Source organism: Pseudomonas sp. GW822-FHT03F04 (assembly GCF_058801405.1).
The window spans coordinates 386,786-408,676 of sequence record NZ_JBXANF010000002.1 but is presented as its reverse complement, the minus strand read 5'-3'; the positions used below and the strand labels follow the sequence as shown (position 1 = coordinate 408,676).

The 21,891-nt window shown below is 58.0% G+C and carries 19 protein-coding genes and 2 pseudogenes; 13 read left to right on the top strand and 8 right to left on the bottom strand.

Features of this window, described 5'->3' with window-relative positions; translation table 11 throughout:
- The first annotated feature begins 170 nt into the window (after positions 1-170).
- Positions 171-1,631, top strand: a complete 1,461-nt coding sequence (locus AC1RMX_RS05500; RefSeq protein ID WP_493070892.1) for an efflux transporter outer membrane subunit — start codon at positions 171-173, stop codon at positions 1,629-1,631.
- Positions 1,632-1,719: 88 nt separating this feature from the next.
- Here AC1RMX_RS05500 and AC1RMX_RS05495 read toward each other — a convergent pair whose 3' ends face one another.
- From AC1RMX_RS05495 to AC1RMX_RS05485, 3 genes are all read right to left on the bottom strand, one after another.
- Complete coding sequence (locus tag AC1RMX_RS05495) at positions 1,720-2,991, bottom strand: OmpP1/FadL family transporter (RefSeq protein ID WP_493070890.1); 1,272 nt, start codon at positions 2,989-2,991, stop codon at positions 1,720-1,722.
- A gap of 199 nt (positions 2,992-3,190) precedes the next feature.
- Positions 3,191-3,811: a TetR/AcrR family transcriptional regulator gene (locus AC1RMX_RS05490; RefSeq protein ID WP_096820467.1), complete on the bottom strand. Its 621-nt coding sequence runs from the start codon at positions 3,809-3,811 to the stop codon at positions 3,191-3,193.
- A 129-nt stretch (positions 3,812-3,940) separates the two neighbouring features.
- Positions 3,941-4,537 carry a TetR/AcrR family transcriptional regulator gene (locus AC1RMX_RS05485; RefSeq protein ID WP_176504843.1) on the bottom strand — a complete coding sequence of 199 codons (597 nt, stop codon included), beginning with the start codon at positions 4,535-4,537 and terminating at the stop codon, positions 3,941-3,943.
- 149 nt (positions 4,538-4,686) lie between these two features.
- On the opposite strand from AC1RMX_RS05485, the gene AC1RMX_RS05480 reads away from it, so the two are divergent.
- The 4 genes from AC1RMX_RS05480 to AC1RMX_RS05465 all read left to right on the top strand — a co-directional run bounded on the left by AC1RMX_RS05480 (position 4,687) and on the right by AC1RMX_RS05465 (position 8,634).
- Positions 4,687-5,787, top strand: coding sequence for an alkene reductase (locus AC1RMX_RS05480; RefSeq protein ID WP_493070888.1), 1,101 nt, complete (start codon positions 4,687-4,689; stop codon positions 5,785-5,787).
- Positions 5,788-5,826: 39 nt separating this feature from the next.
- The gene (locus AC1RMX_RS05475; protein ID WP_096820464.1) at positions 5,827-6,615 is read left to right on the top strand and encodes an SDR family NAD(P)-dependent oxidoreductase; all 789 of its coding nucleotides are present in this window, start codon (positions 5,827-5,829) and stop codon (positions 6,613-6,615) included.
- An 82-nt stretch (positions 6,616-6,697) separates the two neighbouring features.
- The gene (locus AC1RMX_RS05470) at positions 6,698-7,567 is read left to right on the top strand and encodes an alpha/beta fold hydrolase (protein ID WP_493070886.1); all 870 of its coding nucleotides are present in this window, start codon (positions 6,698-6,700) and stop codon (positions 7,565-7,567) included.
- Between the two features lie 68 nt (positions 7,568-7,635).
- Positions 7,636-8,634 carry an NADP-dependent oxidoreductase gene (locus AC1RMX_RS05465; protein ID WP_429527034.1) on the top strand — a complete coding sequence of 333 codons (999 nt, stop codon included), beginning with the start codon at positions 7,636-7,638 and terminating at the stop codon, positions 8,632-8,634.
- A 199-nt stretch (positions 8,635-8,833) separates the two neighbouring features.
- Here the strand turns inward: AC1RMX_RS05465 and AC1RMX_RS05460 are convergent, their stop codons facing one another.
- Complete coding sequence (locus AC1RMX_RS05460) at positions 8,834-10,042, bottom strand: MFS transporter (protein WP_096820461.1); 1,209 nt, start codon at positions 10,040-10,042, stop codon at positions 8,834-8,836.
- Positions 10,043-10,272: 230 nt separating this feature from the next.
- Between AC1RMX_RS05460 and AC1RMX_RS05455 the strand changes: the two genes are divergently transcribed.
- The 5 genes from AC1RMX_RS05455 (at position 10,273) to AC1RMX_RS05435 (ending at position 16,391) form a co-directional block, all read left to right on the top strand.
- The gene (locus tag AC1RMX_RS05455) at positions 10,273-11,205 is read left to right on the top strand and encodes an AraC family transcriptional regulator (protein WP_096820460.1); all 933 of its coding nucleotides are present in this window, start codon (positions 10,273-10,275) and stop codon (positions 11,203-11,205) included.
- A gap of 77 nt (positions 11,206-11,282) precedes the next feature.
- On the top strand, positions 11,283-11,738 hold the full coding sequence (locus tag AC1RMX_RS05450) for a (2Fe-2S)-binding protein (protein ID WP_064118102.1): 456 nt from the start codon (positions 11,283-11,285) through the stop codon (positions 11,736-11,738).
- On the top strand, positions 11,738-13,987 hold the full coding sequence (locus tag AC1RMX_RS05445; RefSeq protein ID WP_493070882.1) for a xanthine dehydrogenase family protein molybdopterin-binding subunit: 2,250 nt from the start codon (positions 11,738-11,740) through the stop codon (positions 13,985-13,987). The genes AC1RMX_RS05450 and AC1RMX_RS05445 overlap by 1 nt, the downstream gene beginning before the upstream one ends.
- Before the next feature lie 17 nt (positions 13,988-14,004).
- Positions 14,005-15,357 carry a c-type cytochrome gene (locus AC1RMX_RS05440; protein ID WP_493070880.1) on the top strand — a complete coding sequence of 451 codons (1,353 nt, stop codon included), beginning with the start codon at positions 14,005-14,007 and terminating at the stop codon, positions 15,355-15,357.
- An 11-nt stretch (positions 15,358-15,368) separates the two neighbouring features.
- Complete coding sequence (locus tag AC1RMX_RS05435; protein ID WP_493070878.1) at positions 15,369-16,391, top strand: XdhC family protein; 1,023 nt, start codon at positions 15,369-15,371, stop codon at positions 16,389-16,391.
- 214 nt (positions 16,392-16,605) lie between these two features.
- On the opposite strand, the gene AC1RMX_RS05430 is transcribed toward AC1RMX_RS05435, so the two are convergent.
- Positions 16,606-16,824, bottom strand: coding sequence for a hypothetical protein (locus tag AC1RMX_RS05430; protein WP_493070876.1), 219 nt, complete (start codon positions 16,822-16,824; stop codon positions 16,606-16,608).
- Between the two features lie 236 nt (positions 16,825-17,060).
- Between AC1RMX_RS05430 and AC1RMX_RS05425 the strand changes: the two are divergent.
- A pseudogene (locus tag AC1RMX_RS05425) lies at positions 17,061-17,297 on the top strand (hypothetical protein); the annotation flags it as partial.
- A gap of 28 nt (positions 17,298-17,325) precedes the next feature.
- On the opposite strand, the pseudogene AC1RMX_RS05420 reads toward AC1RMX_RS05425, so the two are convergent.
- The 3 genes and pseudogenes from AC1RMX_RS05420 to AC1RMX_RS05410 all read right to left on the bottom strand — a co-directional run.
- Positions 17,326-17,478 (bottom strand): annotated as a pseudogene (locus AC1RMX_RS05420) (DMT family transporter); the annotation flags it as partial.
- Positions 17,479-17,708: 230 nt separating this feature from the next.
- Positions 17,709-19,265 carry a methyl-accepting chemotaxis protein gene (locus tag AC1RMX_RS05415; RefSeq protein WP_493071165.1) on the bottom strand — a complete coding sequence of 519 codons (1,557 nt, stop codon included), beginning with the start codon at positions 19,263-19,265 and terminating at the stop codon, positions 17,709-17,711.
- 130 nt (positions 19,266-19,395) lie between these two features.
- Positions 19,396-20,022, bottom strand: coding sequence for a hypothetical protein (locus tag AC1RMX_RS05410; RefSeq protein WP_493070874.1), 627 nt, complete (start codon positions 20,020-20,022; stop codon positions 19,396-19,398).
- Positions 20,023-20,554: 532 nt separating this feature from the next.
- Here AC1RMX_RS05410 and AC1RMX_RS05405 point away from each other — a divergent pair.
- Entirely contained in the window at positions 20,555-20,731 is a 177-nt protein-coding gene (locus AC1RMX_RS05405) for a DUF2897 family protein (RefSeq protein WP_493070872.1), read from the top strand.
- A 159-nt stretch (positions 20,732-20,890) separates the two neighbouring features.
- The gene (gene moaA, locus AC1RMX_RS05400) at positions 20,891-21,889 is read left to right on the top strand and encodes a GTP 3',8-cyclase MoaA (RefSeq protein WP_493071163.1); all 999 of its coding nucleotides are present in this window, start codon (positions 20,891-20,893) and stop codon (positions 21,887-21,889) included.
- Positions 21,890-21,891 lie beyond the last annotated feature (2 nt).

Sequence of the window (21,891 nt, the reverse complement as noted above, 5' to 3'; positions counted from 1 at the left end):
TCCTTGTGACCATTTACGTCAATAGTCACGACTCTAAAGTATTTCCGCTTCATGAATTCAGCAAAATACTCAAGAAGTCCTTGGAAATGCTGCGTCTACACAGGCGTCGTCAATTGACAGATTGTGACCAAATTATATTATGGTCACAATCAATCCGCCAAGGAACTCCAATGCCTCCCCTCCGCCCGATTGCTCTTTTGATTACCGCCGGCCTGATGGCAGGTTGTGCGGTGGGTCCGGATTACCAACGTCCGGACGCCCCACTTTCGGACCATTACTTGGGCCAGTCCGCTGTCGAACCGCGGTCCGAATCAACACCGGGCAGCCTTGTCGCGTGGTGGGAAAACTTTAATGATCCAATGCTGACCGACTTCATCAACCAGGCTCTGCAGCAGAATCTGGACCTGGCGCAGGCGTCGGCGCGAGTCACCCAGGCAAGGGCCGGCCTGGGTGCCGCAAACGCAGCACTGCTGCCCTCGGCGAACATCAACGCACAGGCTGCACGCGCTTATCAGTCCGTCGAGACGCCACTTGGCCAGGTTTTGAATTCAACACCGGGCTATGAACGTTATGGCAATGCCTACGAGGCCAACTTCGAGGCGGGCTGGGAAGTCGATGTATTTGGCGGACTGCGCCGCGGGCGTGAGGCGACACTGGCTGAGTACCAGGCATCAGCAGCGGGTTTCACCGCTACACGGCTGACAATCGCCGCGCAAACGGCCGATATCTACATCACCCTGCGCGGATTGCAGGCACGGCTGGACATTGCCAACCAGCAAGTCGATACCCGGCGCGCGTTGCTGGAGAAGGTTCGGTTGCTTTACGGGAAGGGCCTGGCCGCGGAGTACCAAGTGCGCCAGGCCGAGGGTGAATTGTCACAAGTTCAGGCGAGCGTTCCGGTACTGCAAAGCGGTCTGGAGGCGGCCATGAATGCGATGGATGTGCTGCTCGGCACGCCTCCGGGCACTCACCGCACGCAACTGGCACGTGAGGGCGAAATTCCCAAGGTGCCGTCGTTGACTGCGCTGGGCACACCGGCAGATCTGCTGCAGCGCAGACCGGACCTGATCGTGGCCGAGCGTCGGCTTGCAGCCTCTAACGCGCGCATTGGTGAAGCGATTGCCGAGTACTACCCGAAATTTTCCCTCAGCGCCTTGCTGGGTAGCGCGACAGCGGTATCCGGAGGCAATCTTTTCACCAGCGGCGCGAGCCAGTCGAGCGGTGTCCTGGGCCTGCGTTGGAGGCTTTTCGACTTCGGACGCATCAACGCCCAGATCGATCAGGCCAAGGGACAGCAAGCTGAAGCGTTGGCCGCGTATCGCCAGTCAGTACTGCGAGCCACCGAGGATGTAGAGAACGCGCTGTCCTCGCTGGTGAATCGGCAAGCTCAGACCACCACCCTTACCGGCGGCGAAGAGGCGCTGACTCAAGCTCGCCAGTCCGCGTTCACCGCCTATGAAAAAGGCACAGCCAGCCTGATCGATGTCTTGCACACCGACGAAACACTGCTGCAGGCCTCCGACGCCAGAGCGCAAGCGCGGACGGAGTCGGCCCGCGCGGCGGTGGCGGTATTCAAGTCGCTCGGCGGTGGCTGGCAACCCGCTGAATCGCAGTCTGTAACGGCGCGCTGAGCAGCAACCCCAGATCGCGTCAGACCAGGCTATTCCGAGTCGGGAGGCATGCGTACTCCCGACCCGCATTTGGCTTAACCGCGTTCAACTAGAAGCGGTAACTGACGGAAGTACCGAACCCGCTCGCGCTGTTCTTGTACTTGGCACTGTACGCACCCCGGGTTGCCGAGGTGTCGTTGATCTGTACGCTCTCCTCCCAAAGATAGGAATACGCGAGATCGATCGTGACATTGTCCACGGGTGTCCAGCCGGCACCGAAGCTGAAAACCTTACGGTCGCCGGTAGGAATCCGAGGGCCGCGATTGGTATTGTTGGTGGGTGACTGATCAACCGAAAACCCGCCACGCAGCACCCATTGGTTATTCAATTGGTAGGCCGCACCGATCGCGTGAGCCCAGGTGTCATGCCAGTTCTGCTCTTCGCTGATCGTCCCCAATTGGCCGCTCAGCAACGGCGGCAAGCCGCTGTTCTCAATCGTCAGTTCCTTGAAGCGGCTCCAGCGTGTCCAGGTACTGCCCACATAGAGGGTCCAGTCGTTGTTGAATTGATGCGTCACCGAAAAGTCCACCGACTCCGGCGTGTCCACATCCAGCGACGCGTCATAACTACGGCCGCTGACGCCCAGCACGCTGAAGATGCCATCCGTGACCTTGGTTTTGGCGTCCAAGTGGTAACTGACTTTGGAGTGATACGTCAGGCCCAGACGGGTCTGATCGGTCGCCTGCACCAGCACGCCGGCGTTGAAACCCAGTGCGGTGTCATCGCCGGTGCTTTTAAGCTTACCGTCATTACGCCCCGGGCTGAGTGGATTGGGCACCATGCCTGATATCTCTCCGCCGATACGGTTGATGGTTGGCCCGAATCCGATCGAGACTTTTTCGTTAAAGGCGTAGCTGATCGTCGGCTGGAAGGTCAGCGTGGTGACTTCACTCTTGTTGGCGTAATAGCGTCCGGCAAAACCACTGCCGTAATCGGTGATCAACCCGAAAGGCACATAAAACCCGACGCCGAATGCCCAATGCTCATCGATCGGCTTGACGTAATACCCCATCGGTACAGTGGTGGTGGGCACCATGTTGCCGTCTTCCTTGCCGTCGAAGGTACTGCGAGTCCGGCTGATGTCCGATTTGGCGAACAGCGTCGCCGCACCCACGCTCACCTGCTCTCGTTTGAGCCGCGCCATGCCCGCCGGGTTGCCGTAGATCGTACTGGCATCTTCCGCAGATGAAGATCGCCCGGCAAAACCGGAGCCCATCCCGCTAATGCTTTGTTCGTTAAGTGCAAAACCACCGGCCAACACATTGGAGGACGCCAGCGCGACCGCCAGGCCAACGGGATTCTTGAGCATTATTTTTTTCATTATCTGGACTCTATGGGATCACTGAAAAACAACATCGAAAACGACAGCGAAGCCATACTATCCAAGTGACCAATTCAGTCAATGGTCACATAATACAAAATTGAACGCCGCTCCGGCACACATGTGCCGGGAACAGGAAATCCGGTTGGGGGATGTCGCGCTCTGGCTCAGCTCACTTGAACAAGTGAGCTGGGTCGGATCAGGGCATCAGGCTACGCAGAATTAGGTTGGAGGTCAGCGTGGGCGCTACCTCGATAAAATCGAGATTGTGCTGCAGCAGCAACGGGTTGACGAAGGGGCGCAGGGCCAGATGAATCGCCTCGACGGTCTCGTCCAGCGGGGTCTTGCGCTCGAACTCTCCGACCTCTCGCCCTTCACGCACGATGTCGAAGATAAAGCGCTTGATCTGCTCCTCATACACTTGGGCACTGGGCCAGCGCTCCGCCGCGGAAAATGCCGCGATGTCGTAGAGCTTGCGATCATTGAAGAACAGGTTCACACCCGTGGCAATCACGGTTTTCACCAGCCGGCGGAAACGCTCGGTTGGCGAAATCGCCTCTGCGTTAACAGCCTGTTCTACCGCTGCAACGATTTGGCCCAGACAATTTGAGCAGATCGCTTCCCCGATCGCCTGTTTGGAATCAAAGAATTTATAGATGTACGCCTTGGAAAAACCGATGGCCCTGGCCAGATCGGAAACCGTGGTTTTGCCATAGCCGTATTGGCTGAAGTGTTCATTGGCTGCCGCGACGATCTGATCACGAATGTCGTGATCGACTGGGCCACGTGGGCCGGGCGAAGATATGGATGGCTGATTCATGGGCGTAGCTTACTCACCCTGTCGAGGACTTACAAATCGTGACCAATTTAGTACATAGTCACGAATAACTGGCCGATCTGCTGAATACGGGCTGACGTTCAAGTCATCGAACAGCGCGGATCGGCCCTTCTACGGCGTTTCCACTTCATCGACCGACAACACCGGCAATGAAGCAAGCATTTCAGCGCGGCATACCTCAAGGATTTCATCCGCCAAGGCAGAATCATCCGGGCAGGCGCGTGACAGGATGATTGCGCCGACCGCACGCGACAGCAGATCGATCATTTTCTTTCTCCCCTCACCCTCCGCGGCATCCGGCCCAGTCGGGTATTTATCCCCCAGGGTTTGCAGGGTGTGCTCAATGCCTTCGGCAAACGTTGCTTTCACATCGTCCGACTGACGCGCCGCGTCGCCACACAGTGCGGCCATCGTGCAACCGCTGCCGCGTCCGTCGCGATGTTCTCTGTTCACGTAGACGTCGATGAAACCCGGAACATCGAGCGCCTGGGCGCCGGTCAACGATTTGCCGAGACTGCAGGCCGAAGCTTCGGCCATCAGGTCGGCCTTCGACCCGAAATGCTTGTAGAAGCCCCCATGGGTGAAACCGGCAGCCGCCATGAGATCCGCCACACCGACGCCGTCAAAGCCACGCTCACGGAACAGCTCTGAGGCCGTCTCAACGATGTGTTCTCGATTGGCCTGTGCCTGGGCCTTGGTCACTCTCACGTGCAATACCTCGTGTTTAGCGGGAATTCCTGCCTCCGATGATACATAGATGTCGCCCATAATCAAAACCGTTGACAGTTTAGATTTCGATCATCATCCTAATTCCACACCCCACCGATCTCCACCAACGGGCACGGATGATTCATCAGATGACCAAGCAGACTTTGTTCACCCCATACACGCTAGGCAGTCTCACGCTGTCGAACCGCGTCGTTCTCGCACCACTGACACGCAACCGCGCTGGCCAGGGCTTCGTCGCCAGCGAATTTGCGGCGACCTATTACAGCCAGCGTGCCAGCGCCGGTTTGCTGATCAGCGAAGCTACACAGATTTCCCGACAGGGCCAGGGTTATCAGGACACCCCCGGGATCTACACCCAGGCGCAAATCGATGGTTGGCGCACAGTCACCGATGCCGTCCACGCTAAGGGCGGAAAAATCTTCCTGCAGCTGTGGCATGTCGGCCGCGTCTCACACGTTGACCTGCAAGAAAACGGCGCCGCACCGGTGGCCCCTTCTGCGCTGCGTGCCGCGACCAAAGTGTTCGTCAACAACCGCTTTGAAGACGTCTCCGAACCCCGCGCCCTGGAAACCAGCGAACTGCCGGGGATCGTCTCCGATTTCCGCCAGGCTGCGGCTAACGCGGTCGATGCCGGGTTCGATGGCGTGGAGATTCACGGTGCAAACGGCTACTTGCTGGATCAATTCCTCAAGGACAACGCCAATCTGCGCACCGACGCTTACGGCGGCTCGATTGAAAATCGTGCGCGTCTGTTGCTCGACGTGACGGCGGCCGTCATCAATGAAATCGGCGCGGATCGCACCGGTGTGCGCCTGTCTCCAGTGTCGCCGGCCAATGGCGTCTCCAGCAGCGATCCGCAGGCGCAATTCAATTACGTTGTCGAGCAACTCGACGCCCTCGGTGTGATTTATCTGCACGTGGTCGAAGGCGCGACCGGCGGCCCGCGCGACGTGGCGCCTTTCGATTTTGGCGCCCTGCGCCAGCGCTTCAAAAACACCTATATCGCCAACAACGGCTATGACCTGGACCTAGCGAACGCGCGGCTCGCCGAAGACCAGGCCGACCTGATCGCCTTCGGTCGCCCTTTCATTGGCAACCCGGATCTGGTGGAGCGCCTCAAGCAGGGCGCGCCGCTGTCCGCGTTCAATCCCGCCACCCTCTACGGCGGCGGCGCGGCGGGCTACATCGACTACCCGACACTGGCTGAATCGAGCGTCAGCGCAAGCTGAGCGCGTTCTGTTTCTCACCTCCTGAAAGAGAGATACCCCATGAACACTCGCCCTACTGTTCTGATCACCGGCGCCTCCACCGGCATTGGCGCTGTCTACGCCGAACGCTTCGCACAACGCGGCCATGATCTGGTACTGGTCGCCCGCGATCAGGCTCGCCTGGACGCACTCGCAGCGCGATTGCGCAGCGAGCACGACGTCGCCGTCGATGTCATCCCGGCAGACCTGACCCAACTCAGCGATCTCACCACCGTTGAAAGCCGCCTGCGCGACGACGACCGCATCGGCATTCTCGTCAATAACGCCGGCGCCGCGCTGTCCGGCCACTTCGTCGACCAAAGCACCGACAGCGTTGCGCAACTGGTTGCCCTCAACACCACGGCATTGGTGCGGCTCGCCAGCGCCATCGCCCCACGCCTGGCCAAGGCCGGCGATGGTGCGATCATCAACATCGGTTCGGTGGTGGGTCTGGCGCCGGAGTTCGGCATGACGGTCTACGGTGCGACCAAGGCCTTTGTGCTGTTCCTGTCCCAGGGCCTGAGCCTGGAGCTTTCGCCTCAGGGCGTCTACGTGCAGGCCGTGTTGCCCGCCGCCACCCGCACGGAAATCTGGGATCGCTCCGGCGTCGACATCAATACCCTGAGCGAAATCATGGAAGTGGGTGACCTGGTGGATGCCGCTCTGGTCGGCTTCGATCGTCGCGAACCTGTGACCATCCCGCCGCTGCACGAAGCTGAGCGCTGGGATGACCTGCAGGGCGCACGCCAGGGCCTGCTGGGGCAAATCCGCCAGTCTGCGGTCGCCCAACGCTACCAGACGCCACAGTGATTTTTTGCTAGCGAGCATTCGCGGCAGATTCGATGCAGGCACATGGCATTGCATCGAATCCTGCCCGCTGGCCGGAGTGACTATGAGTTCAATGCAGACAAATTCCCGCTCGGGTTCGCCGACGTTATTCATCGACGCGGCGAACCAGTCGATCACGGTCAACGGCATGCCCTTCGCCTACCGCGACACTGGGCCCGCAACCGGCATGCCCCTGGTACTGTTCAACCATTGGGGCGCAGTGCTGGACAACTTCGACCCCGCGATCATCGATGGCCTGGCGCAAACCAGACGCGTCATCACCACCGACTATCGCGGCATCGGCAACTCGGGTGGAACCGCGCCACTGACGGTGGGCGAAATGGCCGACGATGCCATCCAGCTGATCAGGGCGCTGGGGCTGAAAACCGTGGATGTGCTCGGTTTCTCCCTCGGAGGTTTCGTCGCTCAGGACATTGCCCTCAAGGCGCCTGACTTGGTACGCCGGTTGATTCTGACCGGTACTGGACCGGCGGGCGGCACCGGCATCGACAAGGTCGGCACAGTGTCATGGCCATTGATCCTCAAAGGTTTGCTGACCCTGCGCGATCCCAAGTTCTACCTTTTCTTCACCTCGTCGGCCAATGGGCGACGGTCTGCCTCGCAGTATTTAAGACGCCTCAAGGCACGCAAGAAAAATCGCGACAAGGGCCCGACGCCCCGCGCTTTCCTGCGGCAATTGAAAGCCATCACGGCGTGGGGCAGACAACCGCGACAAGCGCTTGGACGCTTGCGCACGCCGACGCTGGTCGTCAACGGCGACAACGACATCATGGTGCCCAGCGTTAACTCGTTTGAACTGGCCAGGCTTATCCCCAACGCACAGTTGGTGATTTATGAGGATGCCGGGCACGGTGGGATTTTCCAGCATCACGCCGACTTTGTGACCAAGGCGCAGGCGTTTCTCGATGCTTGACCACGTCACGCAGCAACACCGCAACCCCACCGACTACCCTCCGTATAACCAGCAAGAGCCGCACAACGATGAAAGCATTTCTGATTGATGGCTATGGCAAGAACCCCGGACGCATTGGCGAAGCGCCCGCCCCTGCAGTCGGTGCCCACGACGTCTTGATCGAGGGCCATGCGAGCAGTGTCAACGTGCTGGATTCGAAGATCAGCAAAGGCGACTTCAAGCTGATTCTGCCCTATGCCTTTCCGTTGATATTGGGCAATGACCTGGCGGGGGTTGTGGTTGAAGTCGGCCCGGAGGTGACACGCTTCAAACCGGGAGACGAGGTATACGCTCGCCCGCCCGAAGCGCGGATCGGGACGTTCGCCCAATTGATCGCCGTGAACGAAAACGCGGTCGCCCTGAAACCCGCCAATACCGACATGGCACAAGCCGCATCCCTGCCCTTGGTTGCACTGACCGCCTGGCAAGTACTGGTTGAAACCGCCCGGCTGCAAAAGGGCCAGAAAGTGCTGATTCACGCGGGTTCCGGCGGCGTCGGCACAATTGCGATTCAGCTTGCCAAACACCTCGGTGCGTTTGTCGCCACAACTACCAGCACCGCCAATGTCGAATGGGTCAAGGCGCTGGGGGCCGATCTAGTCATCGACTATAAACAGCAGAACTTCGAAAATGTGCTGCGTGACTACGACGTGGTGCTGAACAGCCTTGGCGCCGACGTGCTGGAGAAATCACTCGCGGTCCTGAAACCCGGTGGTCAACTCATTTCCATCTCGGGCCCACCCACTGTGCAGTTCGCGAGGGAGCAAGGATTGTCCTGGCCATTGCAGCAAGTCATGCGACTGCTGAGCCTTGGCATTCGTCGCAAAGCGCGCAAGCAGGATGTCAGCTACGCGTTCGTGTTCATGCGGGCCAATGGCGCTCAACTGCAACAAATCACCGCGCTCGTGGAGGACGGGATCATCAAACCAGTGGTTGATCGTTCCTTCCCCTTTGAATCAACGGCTGAAGCATTGAAGTACGTTGAGCAGGGACGCGCCAAGGGCAAGGTCGTTGTTTCGCTCAAATGACCACGCCGCCTACTCATGAGTCGACCATAGAAACTGCACAGCTTTTACTGCTTGAGCGCTCATCATCCGAAGTGATTTCGCCAGAGGTGCAGGAACAGCAAGCGCCGCAACCGGATGTTGCGCGGGTTGAACCGCCCGTTATCGTTTGGCGCAGTTTGATGCTTGAGCCATAAGGCGAAACCGGTTGCAGGTGATCTCGTCAGGCTGTCGCGTTCGGCTCGACAAGATGAACTTCCGTGGCATTGCGTCCGGCCAGCCAGGCCAGCACAGATGCGGCGACCAGGACAGCGGCGCTAAGCTCGAAGGTGGCTTTGTAGCCGCTCAAATCAAAGGCCAGACCGCCAATGATTGCGCCGCCGGCGATCGCTAGTTGGACGATGGCCACCAGCAAGCCGCCTCCGGCTTCCGCATCATCCGGGAGCGTCTGCGCCATCCATGTCCACCAGCCGACCGGCGCGGCCGTGGCGACCAGCCCCCAGATTCCGAGCAACACGGCGGTCAGCACCGGTGATTTGCCGAAGCTGACCAACGCCAGCGCGATCACCGCCATGATCAGTGGAATGGCGGTCAGCGTGCGGTAGAGGCCGCGACCGATAAACCGTTCGATCAGAAAGGTGCCGATAAAACCTGCCACTCCAAGCCCCAGCAGCATGAAGGACAAGGTTGAGACACTGACGCCGGTCACGCCCTCAAGAAATGGCCGCAGGTAGGTGAACAGCATGAACTGGCCCATGAAAAACACGCTGACGGCGACCATGCCCAAGGCCACTGGCAACTGTTTCATTAGTCGCAGAACGTTGCCGCTACCGGCCTGGCGCTCGGCCTTGAAGGACGGCAGGCTGATCAGCAGCCACACGGCGGCCAGCACTGCGACTGGAACCACACAGAAGAACGCGCCACGCCAGCCGATCAGCGAACCAAGAAAACTGCCCGCCGGAGCGGCGATGACCGTGGCCAGCGCGTTACCGCCATTGACGATGGCCAGCGCTCGCGAAACCTGTTCAGGCTGCACCAGACGCATTGCAGTCGCCGCCGACAATGACCAGAAACCACCAATCGCTATCCCGATCAACGCACGTCCAAACATGAATGACGGGTAGCCCGGCGCGACCGCGACGACCGTACCGGAGACGATCATCAACAAGGTCAGGCCCAGCAGCAGCTTCTTGCGTTCGACGCGAGCGGCGACCGAGGCAATCAGCAGGCTGGTGATCAAGGCAAAGGCACCGGACACGGAAATCCCCTGCCCGGCCTGGCCTTCGGTGATATGCAGGTCGGCTGCAATCGGCGTCAGCAGGCTGACCGGCATGAACTCTGAAGCGACCAGAGCGAATGCGGCCAACGACATGGCCAGCACAGCGCTCCAGCCGCCTGTTCTTTTAGAAGGATCTGTAGAAGGAAACGTCATGGAAACTACCTGTGGTGCGAAAAACCTGTGGATGTGATGCGCAGGGGGCAAGCAGCTTAAAGCTGATTCGGGCGCTGCCCCTGTAACAGATAGACACATTCTCCCGGTCAATCCGGCCCTTCCCTAGCGCATTCCTCTTGAATGCTTGCCTGATCCTCTGGCGATGCAGGGTGATGGATAGGAAACGTCTCGCGCGCGGATTAGAGTTCGGTCAACAGGAGTGACCCGACATGATCCCTACCCCTCTGCCCCAGGAATCGCCTTTGGCGTTGCACATCGACCCGCGCGTGAGTGCGCCGGGTGACTTCGCCACGGCCATACCCGGGCTGTCGCTGTTTCGTCGCGACCAGCCGGCGGCCCCCGTGGTGTGCATGATCGAACCGAGCCTGATTCTCGTCGGTCGCGGTGAAAAGCGTTTGTGGGTCGGTGGCGAGGGTTACAGCTACGACCCTTCGCGGTTTCTGGTCACCTCACTGGACCTGCCTGCCAACTCCGAAGTGATGCTTGCCAGTCCCCAGCAGCCCTGTGTCGGCCTCGTGCTGAAACTGGATGTCAGCATGCTCGCCGAGGTCATCACCAAGAGCGGCTTGCCGGCCAAGCGCCAGCCAGCAACGGGCACGGGCGCCGCGATTGGCAGCCTGTCGTCCGCGCTGGAGGGCGCACTTGATCGCCTGCTGGCGTTGCTCGATGAGCCCGAGGCGATTCCGGTGCTGGCGCCGCTGATTCTGCGTGAAATCCACTATCGGCTGCTGCATACCGATCAAGGCGCACGGCTGCGGCAGATCACGGCCGTCGATGGTCAGGGTTATCGCATCGCCAAGGCGATTGACTGGCTCAAGGTCAATTACACCGATGCCCTGCGCATCGACGATCTGGCCGCGCAGGTGCAGATGAGCGCGCCGACCTTTCACCATCATTTCCGCCAGCTCACCGGCATGAGTCCGCTGCAATACCAGAAATGGCTGCGGCTCAACGAAGCGCGGCGGCTGATGCTGGTCGAACGCCTCGACGTGTCGCGGGCGGCGTTTGCGGTCGGTTATGAAAGCCCTTCGCAGTTCAGCCGCGAATATGGCCGGCTGTTCGGCACCGCGCCGAGTCGTGACATTGCCCTGTTGCGCGGGCAGCCATTCGAGGCAGAAGCGCTCGGCACAGTAGCGAATTGAACGAAAAACGCTGATGCGCCTCGCCGCGTGTCACCGCTCATAACAATGCACGTCAACCGATGATCAGCGGGTGAACCATGGAACTACGAATCAACCAGAAGACCTATCAGGTCGATGCCGACGCCGACACGCCCTTGCTGTGGGTGATCCGCGATGATCTTGGCATGACCGGCACCAAGTACGGCTGCGGACTGGCGCAATGCGGCGCCTGCTCGGTGCTGGTGGACGGCAACGTCGTGCGTTCGTGCGTCACGCCGGTCGCGGGTGTGGTCGGCCGCGAGGTCACGACCATTGAGGCCATCGAAAGCGATGAAGTGGGCAAACGAGTGGTCTCGACCTGGGTCGATTTGCAGGTCGCTCAGTGCGGCTATTGCCAGTCCGGGCAGGTGATGGCCGCTACCGCGCTGCTCAAGCAAAACCCCAAGCCCAGTGATGCGCAAATCGAGGCGGCGATGGTCAATCTGTGCCGCTGCGGAACGTACAACGCCATTCATGCCGCCGTGCATGAGCTGGCCGGCAAGGGAGACGCGTGATGAACGTTCGCATCGAACCTTCACAGCAAGCCTCAATACTGGATCTGCACGAACCGATCAATGTTTCGCGCAGACGTTTCCTGACCGGTACCGCCGTCGGCGCGCTGGTCCTCGGCTTCGGTCTGCCGCTCGGTGCGACGCGCGTGCAGGCTGCCGTTGCGACGACGGCCGAGCGCGGCACGCAAGTGCCGGCGTTTCTCGAAATCCGCCCGGACAACCGCGTGCGTCTGCTCTGCCCCTTTATGGAGGGCGGACAAGGCACGTTCACGGCGATGGCGCAGATTGTCGGTGAGGAACTGGATGCCGACCCGGCATCTTTCCTGGTCGAAGCCGCGCCGCCCGGCGAAGCTTATGTGGTGTTGGAAAACGGCATGCGCATCACCGGCGGTAGCATGTCGGTGCGCATGAGTTACCCGGTGATGCGCCGCCTCGGCGCCCTCGCCCGCGCCATGTTGTTGCAGGCGGGCGCGCAGCAACTGGGCGTGCCAGTAAGTGAATTGACCACCGAGCCTGGCAAAGTCGTGCACGCCAAGTCGGGCCGCTCGCTGGCCTACGGTGAACTGGCCGAGCGTGCGATGGATCTGCCGGTTCCTGATCCGGCTTCCGTGAAGCTGCGCGATCCGAGCCAGTTCCGCTGGATCGGCAAACCGGTGAAGCGCCTCGATGCCTACGACAAGTCAACCGGCAAGGCGCTCTACAGCATCGATCTGAAAGTCGACGACATGCTCCATGCCGCCGTGCAACATGCCCCGCGCCTGGGAATGACCGTGGGCAATCTGCGCAACGAAGATCAGGTCAAGGCGATGAAAGGCGTGCATTCCGTGCATCGTCTGCCGGGTGCTGTGGCGGTGGTCGCCGAGCGCTGGTGGCACGCCAAACGTGCGGTCGAGGCGATTCAGGTCGACTGGCAAGAGCCAACGGCCGAGAGCAAAGTGCGGCCGATGCCCGCCGACTTTTCCAGCGATGCCTGGTTCAAGCGCCTCGCTGAAGATAAAAGCCCGGCCAAAGATGATGAAAACGAAGGCGACGTGGCGGCGATTCTCAAGGAGACCAAGACCCGGATCGACGCCACCTACCACAACCAGTACCTGAACCACGGCCAGCTGGAGCCGCCTTCAGCACTGGCCCGATTCAACCCGGACGGTTCGCTGGAAGTCTGGCTGCCGAATCAGGCGCCGGACATGTTCCGCGCCGACATCGCCAAGCGTACGGGCCTCGATCTTTCGCGCATCACCTTGCATTCGCCACTGCTGGGTGGGTTCTTCGGCCGGCATTTCCTCTATGACTCGGCCAGTCCGTATCCGCAGGCGATTGCGCTGTCCAAGGCAGTTGGCCGTCCGGTCAAGCTGATCTGGAGCCGCGAAGAAGAGTTCCTGCGTGACGTGCTCCGCCCGGTTGCCGCGGTGAATTTCCGGGCGGCACTGGACAACGACGGCTGGCCGCTGGCAATCGAAGCGATCAGTGCCACCGAAGGCCCGACCGAAGCCCTTGCGGGCAAACAGGGTGAAAAGCTCGATCCAACGGCGCTTGAAGGCTTGTCGGGCAAGTCCTACGCGATCCCCAACAAACGCATCGCACAGATCTACGTCAAAGGCCCGGCCATGCTCGGTTACTGGCGTTCGGTGGGCAATTCGCTCAACGACTTCTTCTATGAATCGTTCCTTGACGAACTCGCCGACAAGGGCGGCAAAGACCCGTTCGACCTGCGCCTGCATTTGCTGCGTGACAACAAACGCCTGACCACGCTGCTGCAAGCGGTGGGTGAACTGTCCGGAGGCTGGAAGCGCGGGCCGTTTACCGCCGAGGATGGCAGCAAACGTGCACGCGGCGTGGCCATGGCTTCGCCGTTCGGTACAGAGACGGCGGTAATCGCCGAGGTGTCCATCGAAAACGGTCAGGTCAAGGTGCACGACATCTGGCAGGCGATTGACCCAGGCAGCATCGTCAACCCGGCGATTGTCGAGGCGCAGGTCAATGGCGCCGTGGCGTTGGGACTGTCGCAAACGCTGGTGGAGGAAGCCGTGTGGGTGGATGGCAAACCCCGGGCGCGCAACTACGACTTGTATCCGATCCTGCCGCCTGCGCGGATGGCACGGGTTCATGTGCGTGTGGTCGAGAGCGGGGAAAAAATGGGTGGCATCGGTGAACCGCCATTGCCTGCGGTCGCGCCCGCTGTCGCTAACGCGGTGGCAGCGCTAACCGGTCAGCGGGTGCGCAGCCTGCCCCTGAGCCGACACACCTTCACCTGATCAGCGCCGGAGCATTCATGAATAACAGCCGATTCGCAAGAACCGCTGGCTGGCTGGCCGTGCCGTGTCTGGTCGCGGCAGGCCTGCTGGCCTGGTATGTCACCCGCGAGCCCGTCTCGCGCCTGGAAAACCACCAGATCGCCGTGGCCGACATCGACCCGGCATTGGTTGCTCGGGGCGAATACGTCGCCAGGTTGAGTGATTGCGTGGCCTGTCACCGCGTGCCGGATGGCGCGCCGTTCGCCGGTGGGCTGGAAATGGCCACACCGCTGGGCGCGATCCATGCGACCAATATCACCCCGGACACGGAAACCGGCATCGGCCACTACAGCTTGGCGGACTTCGACCGTGCCGTGCGCCACGGCGTAGCTCCCGACAGTCGCCGGTTATACCCGGCGATGCCCTACCCGTCCTATGCCAAGCTCAGTGACGATGACGTGCGTGCGCTATACGCGTTCTTCATGAAAGGCGTGGCGCCGGTCAAACAGGCGAACATCCCGAGTTCGATTCCGTTTCCGCTGAACTTGCGTTGGCCGATTGCACTGTGGAACGGCGTGTTTGTCGACACCGAGCCTTACGTGACAAAACTGTCGCAGGATGAACGATGGAACCGCGGCGCTTATCTCGTGCAGGGCGCCGGGCACTGTGGCAGTTGCCACACGCCGCGCAGCCTGGCGTTCAACGAGAAGGCACTGGAGGAGTCCGGCAAGCCATACCTCGCCGGCGCCCTGCTCGATGGCTGGTACGCACCGAGCCTGCGTGATGATCACAACACCGGGCTGGGCCGTTGGAGCGAGCAAGAGATCGTGCAGTTCCTCAAGACCGGTCGCAACCAGCACGCGGTGGTCTACGGCTCGATGACCGAGGCGTTCAACAACTCCACGCAGTTCATGAGCGATGACGATCTGACCGCGATTGCCCACTACCTGAAGTCGCTTCCCGGGGATCGCGAACGAGATGGCGCGCCGTGGCAGTACCAAGCGGTTTCGGCAGCGCAACGTCTGGACTCGCCCGGTGCTCATACCTACGCGACACGCTGTGCGTCTTGCCACGGTCTGGACGGCAAGGGTCAATCGCAATGGATGCCGCCGCTGGCCGGCGCGACTTCTGCACTGGCCAAGGAAAGCGCCTCGGCGATCAACATCACCCTCAATGGCGCGCAACGTGTGGTGGCGGCCGGCGTGCCGGATGCCTATCGCATGCCGGCCTTCCGTGAGCAGCTGTCGGATCAGCAGATCGCCGAAGTACTGACCTTCATGCGCAGCACCTGGGGCAATCAGGGCGGTGCTGTTGATGCACAGACGGTTGGCAAACTGCGTGAGCACACCGATCCGGCCAGTAGCAGCCCGATCATTCTGCAGATGCGTTAGAGGAAAACCTGATGGAGAGCATCGACTTGCTGGTTCTGCGCACAGCGCGGGACTGGCTTGCCGCCGGCGAGCGTGTGTTGCTCGCCACGGTGGCGCGCACCTGGGGTTCATCACCACGGCCAACGGGTTCGATGATGGCTTTGCGTGACGATGGTCGCGTGGTGGGCAGCGTGTCCGGTGGCTGCATCGAAGACGATTTGATCCATCGCTATACCACGGCCCATGGCGGCAGCGCTTTTAGCAACAGCGCGCCGCAAGTGGTGCGCTATGGTGTCAGCGCCGATGAGGCGCATCGCTTCGGCCTGCCCTGCGGTGGCACGCTTGAACTGATTCTGGAGTTCAACCCGGCGTGGCAGTCACTCGACTCGTTGCTAGTACAACTGGACGCCGGGCAACTGGTCCGTCGTCGCCTGAAGTTGGAGTCCGGTAAGGTCATGCTCGAACCAACCGCGACGCCGGAACAATTCAGCTTCGACGGCGCGCAGATGCTCAATACCTTAGGACCCGGTTATCGGATGCTGATGATCGGGGCCGGCGCGCTGGGCGAGTATCTGGCCACCATGGCGCTGTTCAACGGTTTCAAGGTGGCGGTGTGCGATCCGCGTCCCGAGTACATCGATACCTGGGCGGTGGAAGGCGTGGAGCGGATTGTCGGCATGCCGGACGACGTGGTCCGCGACTTCGCGGTCGATCTGCGCACCTGCATTGTCACCTTGAGTCATGACCCCAAACTCGACGATCTGGCCCTGCTCGAAGCACTCCACAGCCCGGCGTTTTACATCGGCGCCATCGGCTCTCGGCGCAACAGCCAGCTGCGCCGCGAGCGCCTGATCGAACATTTTGGTGAGACCGAGGCGTCGCTTGAGCGACTGCACGGACCGATCGGCCTCTACATCGGTAGCAAGACGCCTGCGGAAATCGCCGTAAGCGTGATGGCCGAGATCCTTGCGGCCAAGAATGGTGCGAGCTTGCAGAGTGGGCTCAGCGTCGCTCAAGCAAAACACTCCATTGAGTCCGTAGCCTCCTCATCGTAGAGCGGTGCTTAGTTGCCAATGACCAGCGCACATTCTCAGCACTCCTGCGACGCAAAATCATAGGCGTCACTGGAATCTTGAGCTGCTTCGTTGACTGCAATACGACGGTGTGGCCCTGACTCGCCTAAGCGGGAAAATGGTCTGCTGCGAATAGAACAGACTGATGAATCGGCAGAAATGCGCTCCGCCCCCCCAATTGTGTTGCTTTGACTCTCTACGACTGCCGTAGCCGCGTAATCGCATCTGTAATCGCTTTGGCATTCGCGTCCAAGGTTTCCATAGCCACCAGTGCGTTATCGGCAACACGCTCTACGCCATTTTCTGAAAGCCATCTAGTGACCTCTTCTACAGCCGCACCCAGGGCATGCTGGTTGTGCAGAAGCAATGTCAGAGCGTCTGCCGTGGCAATGTTGGAGTCTGAGTTATTTGGCATAGATTCGTCCTTGATCGAGGCGTCTGGAGAGACTAGTCCATTGCAGACGGATCATGCTCGACCGATCAATCGCGAAGCTGTATTTCCTGCTCCAAAATAACGCCCTAGTCCCATCTCAGTCCCATATGGCCTTTTTTCAGACGCCAAAAACCATACTTAATCTATGGATTTCAGTGATTTGCGTTTACTGAATGTGGCGGTGAAGGAGAGATTCGAACTCCAGCCCCCTAACAACTATCACCACTCATCGCGACCCTGGCAACGGCAGCTTTCGGCTGTGGATTCAACCGGTCATCAGCGACATTACCGTGTTCGCCCTGCGCTCGCTGCACGCTGCCAACCTCACCACCCGCGAGGAACCCATGGCGAGCGAGGCGCGGTTACTGGTCGATCAACTGCGCACTTTTCACCGCACGTTGCTCGAGAGTACCCAGCGCTTTGGAGGTCTGATCGAGAAACGCTTCAATACCGGATGAGCCAGTGTTGATGACTGCCAAAGAGCCAGAGAAGCTTGCGCGGTACTTCATTGAACGCCACAAATGCCGGCAGCGCGGCGAACAGTGGTTCGGTCAGCTTCAGCGCTTGCACTTGGGATGGCTTGAGATAGTCGATGGCTTTGGTGCTGCAGAAGAAGCCCAGGATTGTCGGCAACGTGCCCCAGTAACTGGCCAGCTGCCGCGGTGATGTGCGTTTTGATGTGGTCGGAATAGCGGCTCTTGCCCTGGTTCGGCTGGTACATGCACGAGAGCAGCACGAGGTAAGCGTCACTGCGCCCTTCAAGATTCTGCCTTGCAAAACTCAAAAGGTACTGGCTCATCGTGCCTCCTTCCTAATGCGCATGAGCTACGCCAGACTGAGATCAGAAAGCAATTATCGCCAAATAGTCAGACTTTGAAGCGCGCAACCAAATCTTCAAGCTCATGACCTAGGCGTGCTAGCTCTACACTTGAAGAGGCAGTTTCATCACTCGCACTTGCGGTTTGCTCGGAAATATCACGCACGTTAATCACGCTGCGATTGATCTCCTCTGCGACGGCTGTCTGCTGTTCTGCCGCAGCAGCAATCTGCTGATTCATCAATTGAATGGTAGAAACCGAACTGGTTATGTTTTCCAATGAGGTACCTGCTCGGCGTGTGAACTCTACGCTGTGTTCACTCAATAACAAACTCGTCTTCATTCCCGCCGCCACAGCATCTGTGCCGGTCTGCACTCCTGCCACTAGACTTTCAATTTCTTCGGTGGACTGTTGGGTACGTAAAGCTAAGCTTCGCACCTCATCTGCAACTACTGCAAATCCTCGCCCTGCCTCACCAGCCCTAGCAGCTTCGATGGCGGCATTAAGTGCAAGCAAATTGGTTTGCTGGGCGACAGCCTTAATAACATCCAATACGCCACCAATCTTATCGCTTTGCTCCTTCAGATGGCTTACAGCCTCGGAAGAACTTCCAATTTCCAATGCTAAGCGTTCGATCTGCTCGATTGCCTCCCCGACAACATTGTCACCTTTGCGTGCCTGTTGATCCGCAATCAAGGTTGCCTCTGAAGCCTCTTCGGCACTACGCGCGACCTCCTGAACAGTTGAAGTCATTTCATTCATTGCAGTTGCGACATGATCAGTTTCAATTCTCTGACTGTTAACTCCAGTACTCGTATGCTTCGTCACTGCAGACAACTCTTCCGCTGCACTTGCGATCTGGATCACACTGCCAGTGATTCCACTTATGAGCGTCCGTAAGCTGGTGGTCATTTGTTGCAGACCTTTCTGCAATTGCCCCAATTCGTCGCTACGATCAGCGGCGACATCTTGGCTCAAGTCGCCCGATGCAATACGATCAACATCTTTGAGAGCCTGCCGAAGTGGAGCAACGATTTGGTGGGTAATCATCCAGGCTACAATTGTGCCAAGAAGTAAAGCGAGTACTGCTACGGTCGCGAGAAGAGTTTTAGCAAAGGATGAGTCAGCCTCTCTTTTAGCCGCTTGTGATGCTATCAACTCACGAGTTGTGTCGAGCAAGATATCGCCCTGGGTACTCATTCGAGCAAAAACTGAGGGCAGATCCGCACCTGGTTGCCCAACAATACCCAGCTCATCGCGATACATCTTGACGGCCTCTTTCTGTTGATCAATCAGCGTTTCATCACTAGGCACGGTTAGCAGGATTCGCGCAGCGTTCAAGTGAGCTGCCAATTTATCAAGAGTATTGAAGAGTACCTGAACACTATTCCCTTTAGGGTTTAGCTCCATTCGAACCCGCTCGACTCGCAGTTCCATCGTCATGTCGTTGATGCGAGCAATACTTTCTACCTTTACGCTTCGTGAAGCGAGGACGTTAATCGCCACCCACCCCGTAACAACCAGTAAAAGTGAAAGTATAAGCACCAAGCCGAAACCCAACCCCAGCTTGGTGCTGACATGAACGTTACGAACCCAGCCAAGCATAATAAACCCCAATAAATTAAAAAGCCTCTCTGCCAGCAACAGAGCCAGCAGGCTTTAAAGCACCTGCTAAGAACCAGGCAAAATCGATTTAAATCTTTACTTCAATTACTGCGCAGCGCTTTAGAGCAAGTTAGATTAACTTGAGAGTCTCAAACCCCGTTGGCGACTCGCAGCCGTCGTCCGACAAGAAGCAGAAAGCAAAATCACTGGATGGAGAAATACTAACGCCATTCGGTACCATCTCCAAATTCGAGCAACTTTTATCAAAAGAGCCTTTCCACCCTTGCATAATTGTCGGATTATCACAATGAGTTAGGGCCAAGCCTTGAAAACTACCTTTGTCGTTTTCGCACCATAGAGAAATGGCAGCAGTCATGACGGCTTCCAAATGTTCTTTTTCCAACGCACCAGCATAGTGGGAGTTTTTCAGCCAGCGGTAAAGAACAAGGTGTTGAGTCCAGTCAAAAACTAAACCGCTGTAGTTATAATGGCGGATAAAATCGCGAAACAGTCTCTCACCTTGAGCGTCATCGAGCGACAACAACTCCGGGCATAGATCAAACAAAGCATTTTTATGAGACAACAACCCTTTTCCTGATCGATATTTTAAGTCTCTAGCAAATGGCATACCAGCATCGAGCCTGCTTTTCTTTGCTGAATGAGGGAACCGAGAGCCTCTATATACTTTTGGAGAGCCAATATTTTTAGCGTCGACTAATAGATGATCACCCCGATCGAAAGGGGCAAGATCGAACATTTCTATTATATCTTCGAGTCCTTTCCCGTAAGAATTCATCAGCCCCTTTAAGCTTTTCTCAAAACCGCTCTCTCGACTACCACTCCTACCCTCATGGAAGCGAGCTCTGCCAGTGCAACTAATAGGCTTCATTCACAATAACTCTAAACATTATGTTAATCAGTGATTGGCGACTCGTCATGCCAGTCCGACGCCTAAAAAGCCAAAATCCACCGAGACCGAGGTTCTATTTAGAGCCATTAATAAAGCATAATATCCACGCGATTATTTTGTCCAATCACAAATAATTACTACCTGATCGAGTAAATCTATCAGGCATTGATATGCACCAATGACTTGCTCCAAACAAAAAGCCAAGAGTGGCCCTTTGAGAAAGTCAACGTCTACAATTAAAGCTCTCGTATCTACCCATCGAACAGGGCACCTTAGATAAGATGATGCATCTGCCACCAGTCTAGACTAAAGAAAGAGCGCCCCAACCAATTAATGGGCGATTGATCGGAAATACTACGTACGAACACAGGAGAGCGTCATGCCTTGGTATGCCTGGTTGATTATGGCCATCGCGTTTTTATCGATCATCGGAGGTTTGCTGATTCTGCGAGATACCGCGCAGAGGATTGAGCTGACCGATGAACAGCGTAAACGAATGGAGGAGCGTAATGCCGAAATGGACGCCAAGGACGCTGAAGACGTCGAAAAACGCTAACGAACAGGGGGGCGTCGAACCTGGAATACTGTACCGTTTGACGCCTATCGGACGCCTGCCTATGCTTAAATTTCACCCCCTCCTCTCCTAAACGGGCTCCAAAAAATGCTTTCGCCTTGACACCCATAATCACAATGAAAAGGTACGGCAAAAGTGGACATACCGGACAACGAGCTAGTCGACAGCTTCAATCGAAAAATCACGTACCTCAGGATGTCGGTGACTGATCGCTGTGATTTCCGTTGTGTTTACTGCATGGCTGAAGACATGCAATTTCTACCTCGCCAGAGCATTTTAACGTTGGAGGAACTGTTCCAAATAGCCCAGCAGTTTGTGGTTTTGGGCGTGCAGAAAATTCGACTGACAGGCGGAGAGCCACTCGTACGAAACGGCGTTGTTAAATTGTGTGGTCAGATCGCCGCATTGCCTGGTCTGAGAGAGCTGTGCATGAGTACTAACGGCTCGCAACTCACCCACATGGCGAAGCCCTTGCGAGATGCTGGCGTATCTCGCCTGAATATCAGCCTGGATAGCTTGAATAGCCAACTGTTCAAATCACTGACAAGAACAGGTGATTTAAGCCGCGTGATTGCTGGAATCGACGCCGCCCTTGCCGCCGATTTTCGCCACACCAAACTTAACTGTGTAGTGCTCAAGGGACGTAACGATACTGAAGTGGTTGACCTGGTGCGATTTGCCATCGATAGACAGCTAGACATTTCCTTCATTGAGGAAATGCCGCTGGGCGTCATCACTGAGCACCAGCGCAATGAGTCCTACTGTTCAAGTGACGAGGTTCGAGCGCGTCTGAGCGAAGTCTTCACTTTGATCGAGTCAGCCGAGTCCACCCAAGGCCCATCCAGCTACTGGCGGATCGCGGAAGCACCCAATATCAGAGTTGGCTTCATTTCACCCCATAGCCATAACTTTTGCGGGAGCTGTAATCGGGTGAGAGTAACGGTCGAAGGTCGACTGCTCCTGTGCCTGGGTAACGAACACTCCAGCGATCTGAAACAGATTCTTCGCAGCTACCCTGCAGATAGCGAGCGGCTTGACAGAGCCATCCGTGAGGCTATGACGCTGAAGCCCTACAGCCATCATTTCGAAACCAATGGCGATGTCCAGATTCTGCGCTTCATGAACATGACGGGGGGGTAACT